The 16,294-nt window shown below is 67.8% G+C and carries 19 protein-coding genes, 1 tRNA gene and 1 pseudogene; 12 read left to right on the top strand and 9 right to left on the bottom strand.

Going from position 1 to position 16,294, the window contains the following annotated elements; all coding sequences use genetic code 11:
• Positions 1 to 116: 116 nt before the first annotated feature.
• From QH470_RS09520 to QH470_RS09500, 5 genes and pseudogenes are all read left to right on the top strand, one after another.
• The gene (locus tag QH470_RS09520; RefSeq protein WP_280271917.1) at positions 117 to 1,022 is read left to right on the top strand and encodes a metal-dependent hydrolase; all 906 of its coding nucleotides are present in this window, start codon (positions 117 to 119) and stop codon (positions 1,020 to 1,022) included.
• Positions 1,019 to 2,128, top strand: a complete 1,110-nt coding sequence (locus tag QH470_RS09515; protein WP_425302642.1) for a PDR/VanB family oxidoreductase — start codon at positions 1,019 to 1,021, stop codon at positions 2,126 to 2,128. The genes QH470_RS09520 and QH470_RS09515 overlap by 4 nt, the downstream gene beginning before the upstream one ends.
• Positions 2,129 to 2,148: 20 nt before the next feature.
• Positions 2,149 to 3,980, top strand: a pseudogene (locus tag QH470_RS09510) (SDR family oxidoreductase).
• A 9-nt stretch (positions 3,981 to 3,989) separates the two neighbouring features.
• Positions 3,990 to 4,181 carry a hypothetical protein gene (locus tag QH470_RS09505; RefSeq protein WP_280271915.1) on the top strand — a complete coding sequence of 64 codons (192 nt, stop codon included), beginning with the start codon at positions 3,990 to 3,992 and terminating at the stop codon, positions 4,179 to 4,181.
• A 50-nt stretch (positions 4,182 to 4,231) separates the two neighbouring features.
• Positions 4,232 to 4,369 (top strand): hypothetical protein, encoded by a 138-nt coding sequence (locus QH470_RS09500; RefSeq protein ID WP_280271914.1) that lies wholly within the window; start codon positions 4,232 to 4,234, stop codon positions 4,367 to 4,369.
• 413 nt (positions 4,370 to 4,782) lie between these two features.
• Here QH470_RS09500 and QH470_RS09495 read toward each other — a convergent pair whose 3' ends face one another.
• Both QH470_RS09495 and QH470_RS09490 read right to left on the bottom strand, forming a co-directional pair.
• Positions 4,783 to 5,244, bottom strand: a complete 462-nt coding sequence (locus QH470_RS09495; RefSeq protein WP_280271965.1) for a glycine-rich domain-containing protein — start codon at positions 5,242 to 5,244, stop codon at positions 4,783 to 4,785.
• 81 nt (positions 5,245 to 5,325) lie between these two features.
• Positions 5,326 to 6,348, bottom strand: a complete 1,023-nt coding sequence (locus QH470_RS09490) for a TerC/Alx family metal homeostasis membrane protein (protein WP_280271913.1) — start codon at positions 6,346 to 6,348, stop codon at positions 5,326 to 5,328.
• A gap of 238 nt (positions 6,349 to 6,586) precedes the next feature.
• On the opposite strand from QH470_RS09490, the gene QH470_RS09485 reads away from it, so the two are divergent.
• On the top strand, positions 6,587 to 7,609 hold the full coding sequence (locus QH470_RS09485) for a zinc-binding dehydrogenase (RefSeq protein WP_280271912.1): 1,023 nt from the start codon (positions 6,587 to 6,589) through the stop codon (positions 7,607 to 7,609).
• A gap of 5 nt (positions 7,610 to 7,614) precedes the next feature.
• On the opposite strand, the gene QH470_RS09480 is transcribed toward QH470_RS09485, so the two are convergent.
• Positions 7,615 to 8,046 (bottom strand): nitroreductase family deazaflavin-dependent oxidoreductase, encoded by a 432-nt coding sequence (locus QH470_RS09480; RefSeq protein WP_280271911.1) that lies wholly within the window; start codon positions 8,044 to 8,046, stop codon positions 7,615 to 7,617.
• Positions 8,047 to 8,152: 106 nt separating this feature from the next.
• Between QH470_RS09480 and QH470_RS09475 the strand changes: the two genes are divergently transcribed.
• The 3 genes from QH470_RS09475 (at position 8,153) to QH470_RS09465 (ending at position 9,328) form a co-directional block, all read left to right on the top strand.
• Positions 8,153 to 8,229: transfer RNA gene (locus QH470_RS09475), tRNA-Ile, on the top strand.
• 419 nt (positions 8,230 to 8,648) lie between these two features.
• Positions 8,649 to 8,903: a FitA-like ribbon-helix-helix domain-containing protein gene (locus tag QH470_RS09470; protein ID WP_280271910.1), complete on the top strand. Its 255-nt coding sequence runs from the start codon at positions 8,649 to 8,651 to the stop codon at positions 8,901 to 8,903.
• Positions 8,900 to 9,328 carry a type II toxin-antitoxin system VapC family toxin gene (locus tag QH470_RS09465; protein ID WP_280271909.1) on the top strand — a complete coding sequence of 143 codons (429 nt, stop codon included), beginning with the start codon at positions 8,900 to 8,902 and terminating at the stop codon, positions 9,326 to 9,328. The genes QH470_RS09470 and QH470_RS09465 overlap by 4 nt, the downstream gene beginning before the upstream one ends.
• Positions 9,329 to 9,379: 51 nt before the next feature.
• On the opposite strand, the gene QH470_RS09460 is transcribed toward QH470_RS09465, so the two are convergent.
• Positions 9,380 to 10,150 carry a hypothetical protein gene (locus tag QH470_RS09460; protein WP_280271908.1) on the bottom strand — a complete coding sequence of 257 codons (771 nt, stop codon included), beginning with the start codon at positions 10,148 to 10,150 and terminating at the stop codon, positions 9,380 to 9,382.
• A 293-nt stretch (positions 10,151 to 10,443) separates the two neighbouring features.
• Here QH470_RS09460 and QH470_RS09455 point away from each other — a divergent pair, with 293 nt between their 5' ends.
• Genes QH470_RS09455 through QH470_RS09445 form a run of 3 tightly spaced genes read left to right on the top strand, consistent with a single transcriptional unit; the run spans position 10,444 to position 13,737 of the window.
• On the top strand, positions 10,444 to 10,770 hold the full coding sequence (locus QH470_RS09455) for a hypothetical protein (RefSeq protein WP_280271907.1): 327 nt from the start codon (positions 10,444 to 10,446) through the stop codon (positions 10,768 to 10,770).
• Positions 10,767 to 12,539 (top strand): hypothetical protein, encoded by a 1,773-nt coding sequence (locus QH470_RS09450; RefSeq protein ID WP_280271906.1) that lies wholly within the window; start codon positions 10,767 to 10,769, stop codon positions 12,537 to 12,539. The genes QH470_RS09455 and QH470_RS09450 overlap by 4 nt, the downstream gene beginning before the upstream one ends.
• Positions 12,532 to 13,737 (top strand): DUF8176 domain-containing protein, encoded by a 1,206-nt coding sequence (locus QH470_RS09445; RefSeq protein WP_280271905.1) that lies wholly within the window; start codon positions 12,532 to 12,534, stop codon positions 13,735 to 13,737. The genes QH470_RS09450 and QH470_RS09445 overlap by 8 nt, the downstream gene beginning before the upstream one ends.
• A 19-nt stretch (positions 13,738 to 13,756) precedes the next feature.
• On the opposite strand, the gene QH470_RS09440 is transcribed toward QH470_RS09445, so the two are convergent.
• The 5 genes from QH470_RS09440 to QH470_RS09420 all read right to left on the bottom strand — a co-directional run bounded on the left by QH470_RS09440 (position 13,757) and on the right by QH470_RS09420 (position 16,237).
• Entirely contained in the window at positions 13,757 to 14,176 is a 420-nt protein-coding gene (locus tag QH470_RS09440) for a hypothetical protein (protein WP_280271904.1), read from the bottom strand.
• Between the two features lie 141 nt (positions 14,177 to 14,317).
• Positions 14,318 to 14,734, bottom strand: a complete 417-nt coding sequence (locus QH470_RS09435; RefSeq protein ID WP_280271903.1) for a group I truncated hemoglobin — start codon at positions 14,732 to 14,734, stop codon at positions 14,318 to 14,320.
• A 157-nt stretch (positions 14,735 to 14,891) separates the two neighbouring features.
• Complete coding sequence (locus tag QH470_RS09430; RefSeq protein WP_280271902.1) at positions 14,892 to 15,467, bottom strand: F0F1 ATP synthase subunit B family protein; 576 nt, start codon at positions 15,465 to 15,467, stop codon at positions 14,892 to 14,894.
• Positions 15,464 to 15,973 carry a F0F1 ATP synthase subunit B gene (locus QH470_RS09425; RefSeq protein WP_280271901.1) on the bottom strand — a complete coding sequence of 170 codons (510 nt, stop codon included), beginning with the start codon at positions 15,971 to 15,973 and terminating at the stop codon, positions 15,464 to 15,466. The genes QH470_RS09430 and QH470_RS09425 overlap by 4 nt, the downstream gene beginning before the upstream one ends.
• A gap of 6 nt (positions 15,974 to 15,979) precedes the next feature.
• Positions 15,980 to 16,237 (bottom strand): F0F1 ATP synthase subunit C, encoded by a 258-nt coding sequence (locus tag QH470_RS09420; RefSeq protein ID WP_280271900.1) that lies wholly within the window; start codon positions 16,235 to 16,237, stop codon positions 15,980 to 15,982.
• Positions 16,238 to 16,294 lie beyond the last annotated feature (57 nt).

Raw genomic sequence — 16,294 nt, 5'->3', positions numbered from 1 at the left:
GTTCGCGGGGCGTAGCGCTACATGTAACTCCCGGTAGCGGATATAGGTACACTGTTGCTACGGTCATGAAGCAACGGCCGACACCGGCCGCTGTGACCGGAACACCAGGAGTACCGATGAAGTTACTTCCTCTTCGGGCAGGTCGCGCGACGATCGATCCGGGCGAGGTGGCTCTGCAGGCCCGGAATGTGCACTTCGACTGGCGCGACACCCCGTTGCACTGGATGCCCGCCGAGCCGATCGGCTCGCATTTGATCAATGCGCTGAACCTGCTGCTGCCCGAGGGCGAGCGGATGTTCTGCCGGACGTTCTCCGAGGCGCTGCCGCTGGTCAAGGACGAGAAGCTGCGTGAGCAGATGCTCGGGTTCATCGGTCAGGAGTCCATGCACGCCGAAACCCACAACGGCGTGCTCGACGAGGTGTTCGCGGCGCACGGGATCGATGTCGAACCGTATGTGCGCCAGATGGAATTCCTGTTCCGCACGACCCTCGGCCCCCGCGCCGGCCGGACCGCCCGCGCGGAATTCCAGGCGCTGGTCGAGCGCCTCGGCTTCATCGCGACCCTCGAGCACTTCTTCGCCTTCCTCGGCGACTGGGTGCTCAACGCCGACCTCGAGCGGTTCGGCGCCGACCCGAACGTGCTGGACCTGTTCCGCTGGCACGGGGCGGAGGAGGTGGAGCACCGCTTCGTCGCGCACGAGGTCGCCGAGTACTTCGATATCGGCTATCTGCGGCGCTGCGCGCTGATGCTCATCACGTTCCCGATCTTCATCTCGTTGCTCCTACGCGGCACGAAATACCTTGTGCAGCAGGATGACTCGCTGCCCGATATGCGCTATCCGCGGCTGACGCTGAAGATCTTCGGCGCGATGTGGCGCGGCGCGCTGCCGGGTGTGCCGTCGCTGCTGTGGAGCGCGTTGTCGGTGTTCCAGCCCGGTTACACCCCGGCCTCGGTCGGGTCCACCGCGCAGGCCGTGGCGTACTTGGCGAAATCTCCTGCGGCACAGGCACTGTCGTCGTGACGACGCACCGACCCGCGCCGGTCCAGCCACCGGCCGATCTGTACGGTCGCCGCCGGGCGGATCGGGCGATGCGGGTGTTCCACACCGTCGCCGAAACACGCTTCCGCTGGTCCACATTGATCAACCGACGCAGCCCCGCGGGTCGCGTGGACGACCGTCGGCTGGAGCTGACGGTGGTGCAGCGCCGGGTGGAGGCCCGCGACACCGACGTGATCAGCTTGCTGCTCACCGCACCCGACGGCCGGGAGCTGCCGAACTGGCGGCCCGGCGCGCACCTCGATCTGGAACTGCCCTCCGGCAGGCTGCGGCAGTACTCGCTGTGCGGCGACCCGGCCGACCGGCGTCACTACCGGATCGCGGTGCGGCGCATCCCGGACGGCGGCGGCGGTTCGCGGGAGGTGCACGAGGCCCTGCGCACCGGTGCGCGGGTGACCGTCCGCGGCCCCCGCAACGCCTTTCCGTTCGTCCTGCCCGGTTACGGATCCGACGCCACCCGAGTGCATTTCGTCGCCGGGGGGATCGGTGTCACCCCGATTCTGCCGATGGTGCGCATGGCGCACCGGCTCGGCGTCGACTGGACGCTGGCGTACACCGGGCGCAGCCGCGACACCATTCCGTTCCTGGACGAGATCGAGAGTTTCGGTGCGCGCGTGAGCGTGCGCACCGACGACGAGCACGGCCTGCCCACCGCTGCGGACCTGCTGCCGCGAGTGGGGCCCGACACCGCGGTGTACTGCTGCGGCCCGGTGCCGATGACCACCGTGATCGCCGCCGCCGTGCGCGAGATGCCCAGCGTGGAACTGCATTCCGAGCGATTCTCGGCGCCGCCCGTCGTCGACGGCAAGCCGTTCGCGGTGGAGTTGGCCCGCACCGGCGAGGTCGTGACGGTTTCCGCCGACCGGACGGCGCTCGAACAGGTGCTGGCGGCGCGCCCCGACACGGCGTACTCGTGCCGGCAGGGGTTCTGCCGCACCTGCAAGGTGCGCGTGCTGTCCGGCACGGTCGACCATCGCGACACCGTGCTCACCCCGGACGAGCGCGCCGACGGCGACATGCTGATCTGCGTATCCCGTTGTGACGGTGACCGTTTGGTGCTGGATCTGTGAATTCCCACCCGCCCGGCGACGTGCCGAAGGAGAACATCGTGACCGATCAGATTCCCGTTCCGGAAGTGGAACGGACCGTCCGCAGCGGCGAATTCGACCTGGCCGTCTACGAATACGGCGAGCCGGATGCCGAAACCATTGTGCTGGTGCACGGCTGGCCCGACGACCACCACCTGTGGGACCGGGTTATCCCGTTGCTGGCCGAGCGATTCCACGTCGTCGCCTACGACACCCGTGGGCACGGCCGGTCCACCCGGACCAGCCGCACCGAGGACTACCGGCTGGATCGGTTCGCCGCCGACTTCTTCGCCGTCGCGGACGCGGTCAGTCCGGACCGGCCCGTGCACGTGCTGGCGCACGACTGGGGTTCGGTCGAGATGTGGGAGGCGGTGTGCGAACCGCAGGCCGCCGACCGGATCGCCTCGTTCACCTCGGTATCCGGGCCCAACCTGGACCATCTGGGAAAGTGGATGCGCGACAAGCTGTCTCGGGGCGCGGTGTGGGGCCCGTTCACCCAGGTGCTGTCCTCGGCGTACACTTTCCTGTTCATGACGCCGGGCGTCCCGCGGGTGGTGCTGCGGCCGCTGTCGGCGGAGAAGGTCTGGCAGCGCTTCGTCGGGTTGATGAACGAGACCGAACCGCGGAACGTGAAACTGGGCCCGACGTTCCGGTCCGACTTCTTCGACGGGATGCGGATCTACCGCGCCAATATCGTGCAGCGCCTGCTGAGTCCGCGTGAACGCCGCACCGAGGTTCCGGTGCAACTGGTCATCGCCCGCCGTGACGTGGCGGTGCGACCGGCCGGATACGCCGATACGCAGCAGTGGGCGCCGCGGCTGTGGCGTCGCGAGGTGGGCAGCGGCCACTGGTTGCCCTTCTCGCACCCGGAACTGCTGGCCACGGCCACGACCGAACTCGTGGACTCGGTCGGCGGCGGTACGGCCTCGCGGGCGCTGCGGCGGGCCGAAGTGGGCAGGGAGCGTAGGCCGTTCGAGGATCAGCTCGTCGTGATCACCGGTGGCGGCAGCGGGATCGGCCGGGAGACGGCGCTGGAGTTCGCGCGCCGCGGGGCCGAGATCGTGCTGTCGGACATCGACGCGAACGCGGCCAAGGAAACAGCCGAACTCGTCACGGCCGCAGGCGGTCTCGCGCATCCCTACGCGCTGGACGTCTCCGACGAGGCCGCCGTGGCCGAGCACGCCGCCGCCGTGCTGGCCGCGCACGGGGTGCCCGACATCCTGGTCAACAACGCGGGCATCGGGCAGGCCGGTGACTTCTTCGCCACCAGCGCAAGCGAATTCGACCGGGTGCTACGGGTGAACCTGGGCGGTGTGATCAACGGTTGCCGCACCTTCGGCGCCGCCATGGCCGAGCGCGGACTCGGCGGGCACATCGTGAATCTGTCCAGCATGGCCGCCTATACGCCGCAGCGCGGGTTCAGCGCGTACTCCACCAGCAAGTCGGCGGTGTTCATGTTCTCCGACTGCCTGCGCGCCGAGCTGGCGGGCAAGGGCATCGCCGTCCACACCATCTGTCCCGGCATCGTCCATACGAATATCGTTGCCACCACCAAGTTCTCGGGCGTCTCCGCCGAGGAGGAGGCTCGCAAGCAGGCCAAGTACGACAACCTCTACCGGATGCGGAGCTACGGACCCGAGAAGGTGGCGGCGCAGATCGTCCGCGCCGTCGAGCGCGGGCGCGCGGTGGTGCCGGTGACCCCGGAGGCCCACCTCCAGTACCACTTCCACCGCTTGGCGCCGGCGCTGGCCCGCTTCGTCGCCGCTCGGGTGAAGCTGACGTAGCGGTCCGTCTCCAACCGAACCTTAAGCGGGTCATAGGGAGACGTTCCTAGGTTGCGGCTATGGAGACCGTGACCCTCGTCGCTGCCGTCGTTCTGGTCTGCGGGTGTATCGCACTCATCATCCAGGCTGTGGCCGATGCCCAGGATCCGAACGATCGGGGACACACCGGTTCCGGGGAAGACGACGACCCGGGCTACGACTGTGACGACGCACCCGGAGTGCTGCGCCCGCAGACCTGCGGTACCAGCTAGGGCAACCAGATCTTTGGCCGATCATTGGCGCGGATTCATAGCCTGCGTCCATGAACGTCATGCTCGTCGCGGCCGTGCTCTACCTGCTCTGGCTCGTGCTCATCGTCGTCAAGCACACCGTCGCCGGTCCGCGCCGCGGCCGTCACCGCTGGAACAACGGCGACTCCGGTGACGGCGGGACCGGCTGACGCCGAGTATGCAAGGAGTTCTTCAGCCGATCTTCATGCCGACCGGTTACCGTCCGGGGCATGGTAATTCTGTTGCTGATCGGTGTCCTCGTGATCGCGATCGGATTCTTCGCGGCGATAATCACGCTGGTTGTCTTGGCGGGCAACAAGTCTCGGCGGCAAAACCAATGGCGGCACGGGCGACCGGGATACGGCGGCGGAGGTTCCGGTGACTCGGGGTACAACGGCGTCTATTACTCGGGCCTTGATTTCTCCGGCGGAGGCCACAGCGGGCCGAGTTGCGGTGGTGGGGGAAACAGCGGTTGCGGCGGGGGTAGCGGCAGCAGTTGTGGCGGCGGCAGCAGTTGCGGCGGCGGTAGCGGGAGCAGTTGTGGTGGTGGAGGCAGCAGCTGTGGTGGCGGGGGCAGCAGCGGTTAGGGAGATTCCCCGGCCCGCAGCGCCGATTCGATGCCCTCGACACGTTCGCGCGCGACGCCCCACGGATGTTCGACGCCCACCGCACTGTCGAGATCCCACAGCACGCACCGCTCGCCGGGCTCGGCCACCATGGACCACGCGACGACGGTCCGGCCGAGGTGGGTCTCCATGGAATCGCCGGAACCGCCGCCGAAGCCGTCGCCCTCGGGAAAGTGGTGCAGGAAGCGGCCGTACGCGGCCTCGCAGAACCGGGCGTACCGGGCGGTGCACAGGATCAGCCCGTGCCACGCCTCGTCGACGGCATGCGACGGCATTCCGATCACCTGATCGTCACGCATGGCCGCGCCGCAGCAGCGCAGCCACTGCCGCAGGCCGGTCTCCACGAGTTCGCGCGGCTGCCAGGGGCAGGTCTTGAACACCGCCTCCGGCAACCGCAATTCGCCGACCGCCCGGTGCATGCGGTTCAGATCGACGCGACGAAACCGTTGTAGCAGCACGAGTTCCAGTATGGCGAGCCGATTCGAGCAGGCAAGTCGGCCTTACGACGACGCCGCCGTGGTGGTCGAATCCTTTTCGCGCGGCCCGCGCGTCGCCCGCAGGCTGGTCAGCGTCACCACCGCGAGCACCACCACGATCACGCCCAGCGACGCCACCGTCGGGATCTCGGGTAGCCAGTCCCAGATGCCGTGCGCCCAGTGCAGCACCAGCTTCACCCCGATGAACGCCAGAATGACGGCCAGGCCGTAGGCGAGATGGACCAGCCGCGACAGCGCCGCCTGCAGCACGAAGTACAGCGCGCGCAGGCCGAGCAGCGCGAACGCGTTGGTCGCGAACACCAGGTAGGGATCGCCGGTGACGCCGTACACCGCGGGCACCGAATCGACCGCGAACACCACATCGGTGGCCATCACGGCTGTCACGACCAAGGCCAGCGGGGTCAGGGCCCGCTTGCCCGCCTCGCGCACGGTCATCCGGGTGCCGCGGTAGTCGTCGGTGACCGGCATCAGTTTGCGCATCAGCCGCACCGACCGCATGCGCGAGATGTCGACCTCCTGTTCGTGCCCGCTCGCCGCGTCCATCAGCAGCTTCGCCGCCGTCACCAGCAGGATGGCGCCGAACAGCAGGAACGCCCAGTCCAGCGACGCGAGCGCGGCGGCGCCCAGCGCGATGAAGATGCCGCGCAACACCAACGCCCCGACGATGCCGAACAACAGCACCCGCTGCGCCAGCGCCGCCGGCACCGCGAAGGCCGCCAGCAACAGCATGAAGATGAACAGGTTGTCGACCGACAGCGATTTCTCCAGCAGATAGCCGGTGAAGAATTCGGTGGAGACGGTGCCGTCGTAGGCCATCCAGAGGACGAGCCCGAAGATCACCGGCAGCGCGATGTAGAAGACCGACCAGCCGACCGCCTCGCGCATCGACACCTCGTGTGGTTTCCGGGTGACGACGAAATCGAGCGCCAGCAGCGCCAGCACACCGGCGATGGTCGCGGCCCACAGCCACGGCGTGCCGATGGTGTGCAGCGCACTGGCTGCGAGAACGGTATCGGTGGGGTTCATAAGTCTCCTCGGGCATGGCAACTCACCCGAGGTCTCCTTCACCCTCACTCGGGTGGCCACCCGGGGATTCCGACGGCGGAATCCGTACTGACCGGCATGGCACTTGGGAAGTACTCCCCTCGCAGACCAGAGTAACGGAGTTCCTGTGCGATCACCAACCGAGCGGGCCGCGTGGCGAAATTCTGGCATCCCGCCCCTTGACCTGAACCACGCTTCAGGTAACAGGCTGGGTTCCGCAATGCCGAATCGAAGGGACGTGGCGAGGATGCGAGTGGTCGAGGCGAAGACTTTCGGGGGACCGGATGTCCTGGTGCCGGGTACGGCGCCGGCTCCGGTGGCCGGAACGGGCGAGGTGGTGATCGACGTCGCGGCGGCGGATGTGATGTTCCTCGACGCGCGGCTGCGCGGCGGCTGGGGCACCGACTTCTTCCCCCTGCGGCCGCCGTACGTGCCGGGCGGCGCGGTCGCGGGCGTGGTGTCGGCGGTGGGGGAGGGCGTCGATCCGGCGTGGCTCGGCAAACGGGTAGCGAGCGCGACGGCCGCCAGCGGGATCGGCGGCGGGCTGCCCATCGGCGGCTACGCCGAGCAGGCGCTCGCCAAGGCGGAGACCCTCGCCGAACTGCCCGGCGGCCTGGACTTCGTGCCCGCCGCGGCCCTGGTCCACGACGGCACGACCGCGCTGGCGGTGGCCGAGCAGGCGGCGATACAAGCCGGGGAAACCGTGTTGATCACGGCGGCCGGTGGCGGTCTCGGCATACTGCTCACGCAATTGGCGCGGGCCGCCGGAGCGCGGGTGATCGCCGCGGCGCACGGACAGCGCAAGCTCGACCTGGCGCGGCGACTCGGCGCGACCGAGGTGATCGACTACGAGGAACCCGGCTGGGCCGACAGCGTGCTGGAGCGGACCGGCGGTGCGGGCGTGGCCGTGGTGCTCGACGGTGCGGGCGGACCCATCGGCCGCGACGCCCTCGGCGTTGTCGCGGCGGGCGGGCGCTTCTTCGGATACGGCAATGCCGCAGGCGGATTCGCCGAACTCGACACCGAACACGCTGCCGCACAGGGCATCACCGTGTCGACGCTGATGGACATCACCGCCGCGGGCACCGATTTCCACGCACTGGGTGCCCGTGCGTTGGTCCTGGCCGCCGAGGGGAGCCTGGAAGTCGTTGTGGGCCAGACCTTCCCGCTGGAACGAGCCGCCGAGGCGCACGCCACCATCGAGGCCCGGCAGGCGGTGGGGCGCACGATTCTCACCGTGTGAGCGCGTCAGGTCCGCGGGCTCAGCACGACCAGCGCGATCGGCCGCTCGGTCATCGTCTGGTACTGGGTGTATCGGCCGCCGTTCACCTTGTCGGCCAGCTTCCACCGTCGGGCGTAGTCCGGGTCGTCCGGGTAGGTGGGGCGGGCGGTGACGGGTATCCGTCGCCGCCCGACCTGGATCTCGCAGTCGGGCCGCGTCTTCACATTCGCCAGCCACCCCGGCGGCCGCGGCGACCCACCGTTGGACGCGGTGACGACATAATCCTCCCCGTCCCGCGCATAGGTCAGCGCACTGGTCCGCGCCTGCCCGGTCTTCCGCCCCACGGTCCGCAGCAGCAACGTCGGATTCCCGAACAACAGCCGATGCCCCACCACCCCACCGGACTTCTCATAAACCCACTGATGCCCCCGCAGCACCTTCACCAACAATCCCGCCACAACCGACCTCCCATCCGTCGCCCCCACCCTATCCCGGCGATCCGACTAGGAACCGCCCCACCGAACCCGGTACCATCGCAACGCCCGCCAACCACGCGGCGCCCGGGGGACGGTAGCTCAGTCGGTTAGAGCCGCGGACTCATAATCCGTTGGTCGTGGGTTCGAGCCCCACCCGTCCCACCATCCACTTCACCAGCAGAAACACTGAATCTTGCAGCCGAGTTGATCCAGAACAGCGCTTATGGGGGCCGATCGCGCATCGTCCGGTTTCCCGAGCGAACAGGCGGTGGTGTTGTTGCCTAAGCGGCGGAAATCGTGAGTTCCCTTCTTGCGCAGTAGTTTTCGTGCATTCGATGCCTTGTGTCACGGTCTCTGCAGGGTCCGGGGCGTAAGGCATTCCTAGCTGAACCAAGGAGATATGCAGCGGAACCAATACGGTGCTCTTTACGTCGAGTGCTACAGGGGGTGGCAGCAGACGAGTGCTTCAAACGGCGGTATGGAATCGACCTGACCATCGGGAACCTGTCGTATTATTGCAGGCGATGACGTCATTGATGGCAGTGACGCCGTTGGCGTCACATCCTAGGAGTAGGTGATTGACCATGGCCAGATTGACGGTGCGAGACCTACCCGACGACGTTCGCGAAGCACTGCGCCGCCGTGCCGCCGAGCACGGCCGGAGTACCGAGGCCGAAGTCCGGGCGATCCTCACCGAGGCCGTCATGCCGGCCCCGGACGTGAGGTTGGGGTCGCTGCTGGCCGATATCGGCCGCGAGGTTGAGCTAACCGACGCCGAGCACGCGGCACTCACCGCGCGGGATCGCATTCCGGCACAACCGGTGGAGTTCGACTCGTGATCGTTCTCGACACGAACGTCATTTCCGAGACCATGCGCAAAGCGCCGGATCCGGGCGTGGTGGCCTGGATCGACCGCCAGCCGCTACGCACGCTGTACCTGTCCGCGATCACCATCGCAGAACTGCGGTTCGGCGTCGCAACTCTGCCAGCGGGCAAGCGGCGGGACCTGCTGCACGACCGGCTCGAGGCCCGCGTGCTGCCGTTGTTCGCCGGCCGCGTGCTCGCGTTCGACCTCGCCGCTGCCGGGGCCTATGTCGAACTAATGGCAGCAGCTCGAACGGCTGGATCGGCGATCGGTACCGCCGACGGCCAGATCGCTGCGACCGCCACCGCGGCGGGTATGACCGTGGCGACACGAGACACAGCGCCGTTTCGCGCGGCACGTGTTTCAGTCATCGATCCCTGGACAGCCGGAGCGAGCTGAACACCGCCCCACCCGTCCCACTCACCTCACCAGGGGTATGAGTTCGAGTTCTTACTCACCGACCGTGACCGACCGGGTTTCAGGGCTGGATAGTTCCGCCATGGGGTCGAAGTATTGTAAGGCTCCTGTTGCCAGCAGTTGGTCGCGGGTCTTGTTGTCGGGTATCCAGGAGTGGAAGTAGGTGCGGGCCTCGTTCCAGTCGCCACTTTCGAGGGCGGCGTGTACCAGGTCGCGGGAGCGGAGCATGAAGGACAGGAGGATGGGGTCTTCGGGGTTGTCTCGCCAGTGGTCGGAGAAGGTGGTGAAGTTCTTGAACTTTGCTACCCAGCTCTCGAATGTCGGGTTCGGGTAGTGCAGGATGGCGGGGCTTTCCATGATGCGTCGCTCTCCGCGGTGGCCGGAGAATTCGTGGGCTCCCGCGCGGACGCCGGGGGCGGCCCGCACGGCGCTCTTGCCGTTTCCGTAGGCCATGAATTCGTTTCGGCCGTTGACCCGGAACAGCGTGCATTCGGCGTAGAAATTATCGATCTCGTGGGCGACAGGTACCGCTTCGTGGTTCATGAACGTGACCTGGCCGACGTCGTCCATGGTCCGCCAGCTGCTGTCGCCGCGGTCGAACAGGATCTCGTCCTGGTCCAACGCCATGACCCAGTCGATCCCGTGTTTCGCGGCGAAATTGACGACGAATTGCGTATTGTCGTTGATTCGATCCATGAGGCCCGACGGTGTCATATCACTGCGGTCGGGATTTCCCGGTAGCAAAATAACTCGCGGATCTTTTATGAAGGGCTCGAACTTCGGCCGCTCGGCGGCATCGTCCATGAGTATCAGAATCAGGTCGGCTCGCCGCAGGTGGTAATCGATCCAACTTTGGTAGTTCGGGCCCGGGTTCAGAACTGTTGTGCAAATAACCAGACTATCGCGAACCGAAGGCCTTGAACTTGGAGGCATGGCCGAGATTCTAACTGCGCGAATGCGAGTCGGGCGGACGGTCGCCCTTGCTGCGCCTGCGACCTGCGGTGACGTCGGCCTTTCCGCCAAATCAGCGGAGAGGGAACCGATCCGCTCCGGCCGCCGTCCAAGTATTCGACAGATGCGAGGGTGAGGGAGACCGCATGCAGCAGCAGTTACACGTCGATGCTGCGGCCGTGGCCACATACACCGCGGCTGCCGCCGACGTGGCCGCCATATTGAACATCGCGGCGCGATCCGCCGCGGGCGCCACCGACATCGATGGTCTGACCGATGATCTCGGCGAGATCGGCCGCGATTTCGCTGCTCGCTGGGTGGCCGCGGTCGGTGGCCATGTCGATGCGCTGACCGCCGCCTCCGGGCAGGTCGGTCGTTGCGGGGAGGCGCTGTCCTGCCTGGTCGGCGTCACCGGCGCGACCGATGCGGACGCCGCGGCCGAGATCGGACACGCCGGGTGGGTGCTCGCATGAGACGCCTGACTTCCACGGGTGCCGACGAGACCGGCGTCGAGATCCCCGATCCGCCGATGGTGGCCGCTCTGGTCGGTCCGTTGTACGCGTTGCGAGCCGCGCTCGGATCGGGTGCGAGTGTGCCGTCCGCCGCCATTTCCGGCGCTCTCGGTGACGTGTCCGCCCACATCGGCGGAACCGAGGCCGTGCACCGTGCCGGTATCGCCGCGGTGGAGTCGACCACCCTCGGTTCGGCCGCCGACACCGCGGTCCCGGCGATGCGCGCGGCGGCGGCCGACGTGAACGCACTGCACGACCGCACCGGTACTTATTTGGATCTGCTGGCCGCCGCGCACACCACCACCAGCATCGCCCGCGCCCGGATGGACCGCATCATCGCGGAATTCCGCAGTGACGCAAACGGAATGATGTCGGTCGCCACCGCGCTCTCGGACACCGACGCGGTGATCGACCGCGGCGCGCTGGCACTGCGCGAAGCCCTCGTGGTGATCAGTGCGGCGCGTACCGAACTCGACGACCACGGCCGCCGCCTGGCCGCCGTCGCTCCTCCCGCCCCCGAAGCCTCCACGACTGCCGAGCCCGAGGCCTCCGGCCCCGGCGCCAACGCGGCGACATCGCCCGCTATGACGAAACTCGCTGAGGCCCAAGTGCAAATCGCAGCTCTGCAAACGGCGGTGCAGTTGGGCACCACCGCGCTACACGCGGCGGTGCAGGCCGGGACCGGCCTCGTCGAGCGCGTGGCCGAGGCGGTCGTGTACGGCGTCGAAGAGGGCGGCAAGGTCGCCGAGAAGGCGATCGAGGAGGGTCTCCCGGCCGTCCTCGGGCTACAGCCGGGGGACGGTGCTGGTCCAGATCAGGCCGGACAGGATGGCCAGGGCACCGCCGCGGGCGACACCCCCGCACCGTCCTCTGATGCTGGTGAGGGCGGTGATTCCGAGCCGTCACCCGAAGTTGGTGACGGTGGTGATTCGGCGCTGTCGCCTGAAGTCGGTGACGGTGGTGATTCGGCGCTGTCGCCTGGTGAGGGTAGTGGTCCGGTTCCGTCGCCCGAGGCCGGTGAGGGTGATGATTCGGTACCGTCGCCCGAGGCTGGTGATAGTGGTGATTCGGCGCCCTCGCCCGAGGCAGGACACAGCGATATCCCGGTTCCATCGCCTGATACCGGAGGCGGGCCGAATCCGCAGTCCGCTCCGCCTCCGTCGGAACCGCTTGTCCCCCCGGACGATTCGCTGCCGCCGCCATCCACCAACCGCCCGCCCGCAGGCCCCGGCGTCGAGGAACCGCCGCCACCGCTCGGTGCGGAACCACCGCCACCGTCTGGTGCGGAACCACCACCGTCGCCGCCTGGTGCGGAGGTACCCCCGGCACCTGGTGCGGAACCACCACCGTCGCCGCCTGGTGTGGAGGTACCCCCGGCACCTGGCGTGGAAGTACCGCCGGCACCTGGTGCGGAAGTACCGCCGGCACCTGGCGTGGAAGTACCCCCGGCACCTGGCGCGGAAGTGCCCCCGACACCTGGTGCGGGGGTACCACCACCGTCCGGTGTTGAGGTGCCGCCGACGCCTGGTGGTGAGGTGCCACCGTCGTCCGATGTTGTGCTACCACCACCTGGTGGGGAAGTACCGCCACCACCACCCGGTACCGAGGTGCCGCGCCGTGGGCAGCTCGGCGTCACCGTGATCCCGACGGGGGAGCAGATCACTGCGGATGCCGGCGAGACGGTGCTTGCTCTCGGATCGTTCCCTGCCGACTTCGACGCCGATGAGTGACCGCGATACCGGGCCCGAAAAGGCGGGCGCCGAGCAGACCGGCGGTGCCGGAGCCAACCCGTTCGCACCTCCGCTGCCGTTGTTGCGTGCGGGCAGCTCCCCGCCACAGCCACCAGCGGCGATGGGCGGCGACGACGTCGAGCCACCGAGCCTGAAACATGAAGGCGTCCGCCAGGGCGACGCCGAACATCAAGGCTCCCAACCGCGTTGGATCGACGCCGTGCGCCGGAACAGCACAGCGCGCAAGGACGGCACCGAGCACCTGAACGCCGCCCGCCGCCCGCCGACCCCCACGCCCACCCAGGTCGCGGCGGCAGCGGTGGGCACCGGTATCGAGGAGATCGACGTCGCCACGTACCTCGGCGCCGACGCGCGCGGCTACGAGAAACCGCTGCCCCCGGCGTACGACGACGATTTCGACCCCGATGTCGCGGACACGCAAGTGTGGAAAACCTGGCGCGGCGACGACGAGAAGCCGTCCGACGACCGGCCGCCGCAGAGTGGCTGGGCCATTCCGGATACCGCGGTCGCGGCACTGGTCGATCCGTCCTCCGGCGCAGCGGCGCGCCGCCGGTCACGACGTGGTCGCGGCGAGACGGGCACCGCGCGGCGTCGCCGCGGTCGCGCGCTGATGTTGTCGCTGGTGGCTGGGTCGGGCCTGGTCATGATCGCCCTCGCGATGCTGATCAACGCCGTAGTGCTGACGCCCGGCAGTTCCAGCGAGGACAGCGCGCGGGCGACCGAGGTACCCGTGATCGGCGCCCCGGTCGCGCCGTCGATCGGTCGCGACCCCGCGCCACCCACGGACGCGATGGCTATCGCGGATTGCCGCGACACCCGTGGCTCGGATTTCGCCACCGGCACCGGCCCCGGCGGCACCGCCGACGCGCCCAGCGCCATCCTGGCCTTCGAACACGCCTACTACGTGCAGCGTTCCGGCGCCGCGGCCCGCGGCGTGGTTGCCCCGGACGCGACCGTTCCGTCGGCCGACGTGATCCAGCAGGGTATAGACCGCACCCCGGCCGGCACCCGATACTGCACCCGGATCACCCGGCTGCCCGACGGTCGCGGCACACTGTGGCGCTTGGATCTGTTCGAACAATGGCCCGGCACTCTGCCGGCGCAATTCGTCCAGAAGGTCACCGTGAGCAGTCACGACGGCCGCACTCTGATCAACGCCATCGTCGACGGTACTTAGCGACTCCGGGGTGAGTTCTTCACATGAGCAGATACAGAGTGAGCGAGACAGCGATGCTGCTGAGAATGCCCGCCGCGACCTCTACCGCCAGGTAGCGGACGGAGTGGGTGGCCTGCAGCCACAGCGCCCACACCGGCGCGCAGGTTCGTAGTGCCGCGAAGAGTAGAGCCAGGGCCAGCGCGCCGATCAGTCCGTGCAGCGGAAGGAGTGGATGCAGCCAGGCGTAGCCGATGGTGACGACGTACACCTCGAGCTGGGTACCGAGGAAATGAGCGCTGAAGTTCCTCGAGCCGGAGCGTGTGCTCGGTCCGGCGACATTCGCCCTGTGGTCCGCGGCATGAATGCGCGCCACCCACGGGTTTCCGTACAGGATCGCCATTGCGGCCGAATTGACCAGGCCCGCGACCAAGCCCCACGCGACAATCTTCAGGTAGAGCATGTCCTCGTTCCGGTGACGGGTGGCTGGGCCCGGCAACGGTACTTCGCGACAGCTCGGCGGGCCAGCGCCCGATTCCCAGCGCTGGGGCCGATCGGCGTTCGGTGCGGGTGGAGTGTTCGGGCTGGACTCCACCCGCGACCGCTACTTGGCGTCCGAGGCGATGTCGTCGGCCAATGGGGCTACCGCGCCGATGATCTGCGCTACCAGATCGTCCGGTACCCCTGCCGCTTTCAGGGAATCGGTGAGATGCCCGGCGACCAAGCCGAAGTGGTGCATGGTGATGCCGCGGCCCTGATGGACCTGCTTCATCGGCGCGCCGGTGTACGGCTCGGGTCCGCCCAGTGCGGCGGCGAAGAATTCGACCTGCCGGCCCTTCAGCCGGGACATGTTGGTGCCCGTGAAGAACGGCGCCAGTTCCGCGTCGGCGAGGACGCGCACATAGAAATCCTCGACGACTGCCTCGAGCGCCTCCTGGCCGCCGATCTGCTCGTAGATCGTGCCCGGCTCGACCACCGCGGTCGGCTCGGACTTGGACCTGAACCATGACGTGATGCTCATGGTTCAAGGACACCACCCGTTGATTGCGAAACGGTTATTCGAAGGTCGCGGGCCGTTGTCGGGTTATGGCCTGTGCGTTGCACCACACTCACAGCGCCGAACAGCAGGCTGTGAGATCGCACGGAAAGGCACGGAGCCGCTCCCGGCGGGGTGGTGGTCAGATCCGGCGGGGCTGCACTCGGCGCTGGACACCGTTGCCCGAATTGGCCAGGGCCTCCAAATCTTCCAGGAAGCGCTCGATGCTGTCCGATTTGGCCTGCGGGGTGCTGACCCGATCGCGGACCTTCTCCTCGGTCAGCTCCAGCATGGCGGCGGCCAAGTCGGTCTCGAGGTCGCTGACCATCTGGCGGCGCAATTGCAGGATCCGCGCGCGGCCCTGCTTGCGTACCCGCTCGACCTCGGCGGCGGCCGCCTCGCGCATCTGCGCGACGATGAACTTCGCGTCGGTCTGCGCGTCGGCTCGCAAGGTCTCGAGCTCGGCCTGCGCCTGGGCGAGCGCGTTGTCGTAGGCCTGCTTGGCCTCCGTGAGCCGGACCGCGGCCTGCTCGCTTTCCTCGAGCTGTTTGCGGACCGTCTCCTGGGATCGGGCCATCAGCGTTTTCACCGGCGGCACAATCCATTTCACGGCCACGAACACAATTACCGCGAAACCGAACAGCTGGCTGAGGAACACCGGCCAGTCGATGGTGATGTCGTAGATGCCCTCGGCGAGCACGCCACTGGGATGATTCATGACGACGCCCGTCCTGTTTGATGGCCGGAACCCGTTCCGGCGTGCCGATCATCACCGTCGACCACACGCGCGGCCAGCGACTGAGCCAGTGGCTCGACCTCATGACGAAGCTCCGCGGCCACCTGGTCTGCCTCGGCGCGCAATTGCGCGGCGGAGTCGGCGACGATCTCGTCGGCCTCCCGCTGTGCCTCGCCGCGCATCTCCTCCAGAATGGCCCGGCCTTCGGCGCGGGCCTCGTTGCGGATGTCGGCGGCTTCGGCGCGGGCCTTTTCGAGCGCGGTCTGATAACGGGCCTCGGCCTCGGCGAGGGTCTCCTTCGCCGCTGTGCTGTTGACCGCGGTCTCGCAGACCCGGTTCTCGCGTTCCGCCAGCACCTTCCGGATCGGCGGAACGACGAGGAACCAGATGACGCCGAGCACGATCAGGAAGATCATCAGTTCGGCGAAGAAGGTGCCGTTGGGGATGAGGAAATTCCCCTCGGCGGCCACATCGGTGCGCGGGGACATGATGAATTACTTACCGGGAGTGGCGAATACGAAAAGCGCCATGAAGGCCAGGTTGATGAAGTACGCGGCCTCGACCAGACCGACGGTCAGAAAGAAGTTGCCGCGCAGCTTGCCCTCGGCCTCCGGTTGCCGGGTGACCCCCTCGATCAGCGCGGAACCCGCGAGACCGTCACCGATCCCGGCGCCGATGGCACCGCCGGCCATGATGAGACCGCCACCGATGAGAGCGCCCTGGATGATGGTCGCGGTTGCTGGATCTGCCATTTTCACTTCCTGTTCTCGAACATTGGTCGACCGGCGGCGCCGATCAGGGTGTGTGGC

This window comes from Nocardia wallacei (assembly GCF_029868745.1).
Taxonomy (GTDB): Bacteria; Actinomycetota; Actinomycetes; order Mycobacteriales; family Mycobacteriaceae; genus Nocardia; species Nocardia wallacei_B.
This window is presented reverse-complemented; position numbering and strand designations above follow the sequence as displayed.

What these genes read in the sequence shown, in the direction of transcription:
- QH470_RS09520 (WP_280271917.1), top strand. Translation starts at nt 117, where the DNA reads ATGAAGTTACTTCCTCTTCGGGCAGGTCGCGCGACGATCGATCCGGGC.
- QH470_RS09505 (WP_280271915.1), top strand. Translation starts at nt 3,990, where the DNA reads ATGGAGACCGTGACCCTCGTCGCTGCCGTCGTTCTGGTCTGCGGGTGT.
- QH470_RS09500 (WP_280271914.1), top strand. Translation starts at nt 4,232, where the DNA reads ATGAACGTCATGCTCGTCGCGGCCGTGCTCTACCTGCTCTGGCTCGTG.
- QH470_RS09495 (WP_280271965.1), bottom strand. Translation starts at nt 5,244, where the DNA reads ATGCACCGGGCGGTCGGCGAATTGCGGTTGCCGGAGGCGGTGTTCAAG.
- QH470_RS09490 (WP_280271913.1), bottom strand. Translation starts at nt 6,348, where the DNA reads ATGAACCCCACCGATACCGTTCTCGCAGCCAGTGCGCTGCACACCATC.
- QH470_RS09485 (WP_280271912.1), top strand. Translation starts at nt 6,587, where the DNA reads ATGCCGAATCGAAGGGACGTGGCGAGGATGCGAGTGGTCGAGGCGAAG.
- QH470_RS09470 (WP_280271910.1), top strand. Translation starts at nt 8,649, where the DNA reads ATGGCCAGATTGACGGTGCGAGACCTACCCGACGACGTTCGCGAAGCA.
- QH470_RS09460 (WP_280271908.1), bottom strand. Translation starts at nt 10,150, where the DNA reads ATGGACGATGCCGCCGAGCGGCCGAAGTTCGAGCCCTTCATAAAAGAT.
- QH470_RS09455 (WP_280271907.1), top strand. Translation starts at nt 10,444, where the DNA reads ATGCAGCAGCAGTTACACGTCGATGCTGCGGCCGTGGCCACATACACC.
- QH470_RS09450 (WP_280271906.1), top strand. Translation starts at nt 10,767, where the DNA reads ATGAGACGCCTGACTTCCACGGGTGCCGACGAGACCGGCGTCGAGATC.
- QH470_RS09445 (WP_280271905.1), top strand. Translation starts at nt 12,532, where the DNA reads ATGAGTGACCGCGATACCGGGCCCGAAAAGGCGGGCGCCGAGCAGACC.
- QH470_RS09440 (WP_280271904.1), bottom strand. Translation starts at nt 14,176, where the DNA reads ATGCTCTACCTGAAGATTGTCGCGTGGGGCTTGGTCGCGGGCCTGGTC.
- QH470_RS09435 (WP_280271903.1), bottom strand. Translation starts at nt 14,734, where the DNA reads ATGAGCATCACGTCATGGTTCAGGTCCAAGTCCGAGCCGACCGCGGTG.
- QH470_RS09430 (WP_280271902.1), bottom strand. Translation starts at nt 15,467, where the DNA reads ATGAATCATCCCAGTGGCGTGCTCGCCGAGGGCATCTACGACATCACC.
- QH470_RS09425 (WP_280271901.1), bottom strand. Translation starts at nt 15,973, where the DNA reads ATGTCCCCGCGCACCGATGTGGCCGCCGAGGGGAATTTCCTCATCCCC.
- QH470_RS09420 (WP_280271900.1), bottom strand. Translation starts at nt 16,237, where the DNA reads ATGGCAGATCCAGCAACCGCGACCATCATCCAGGGCGCTCTCATCGGT.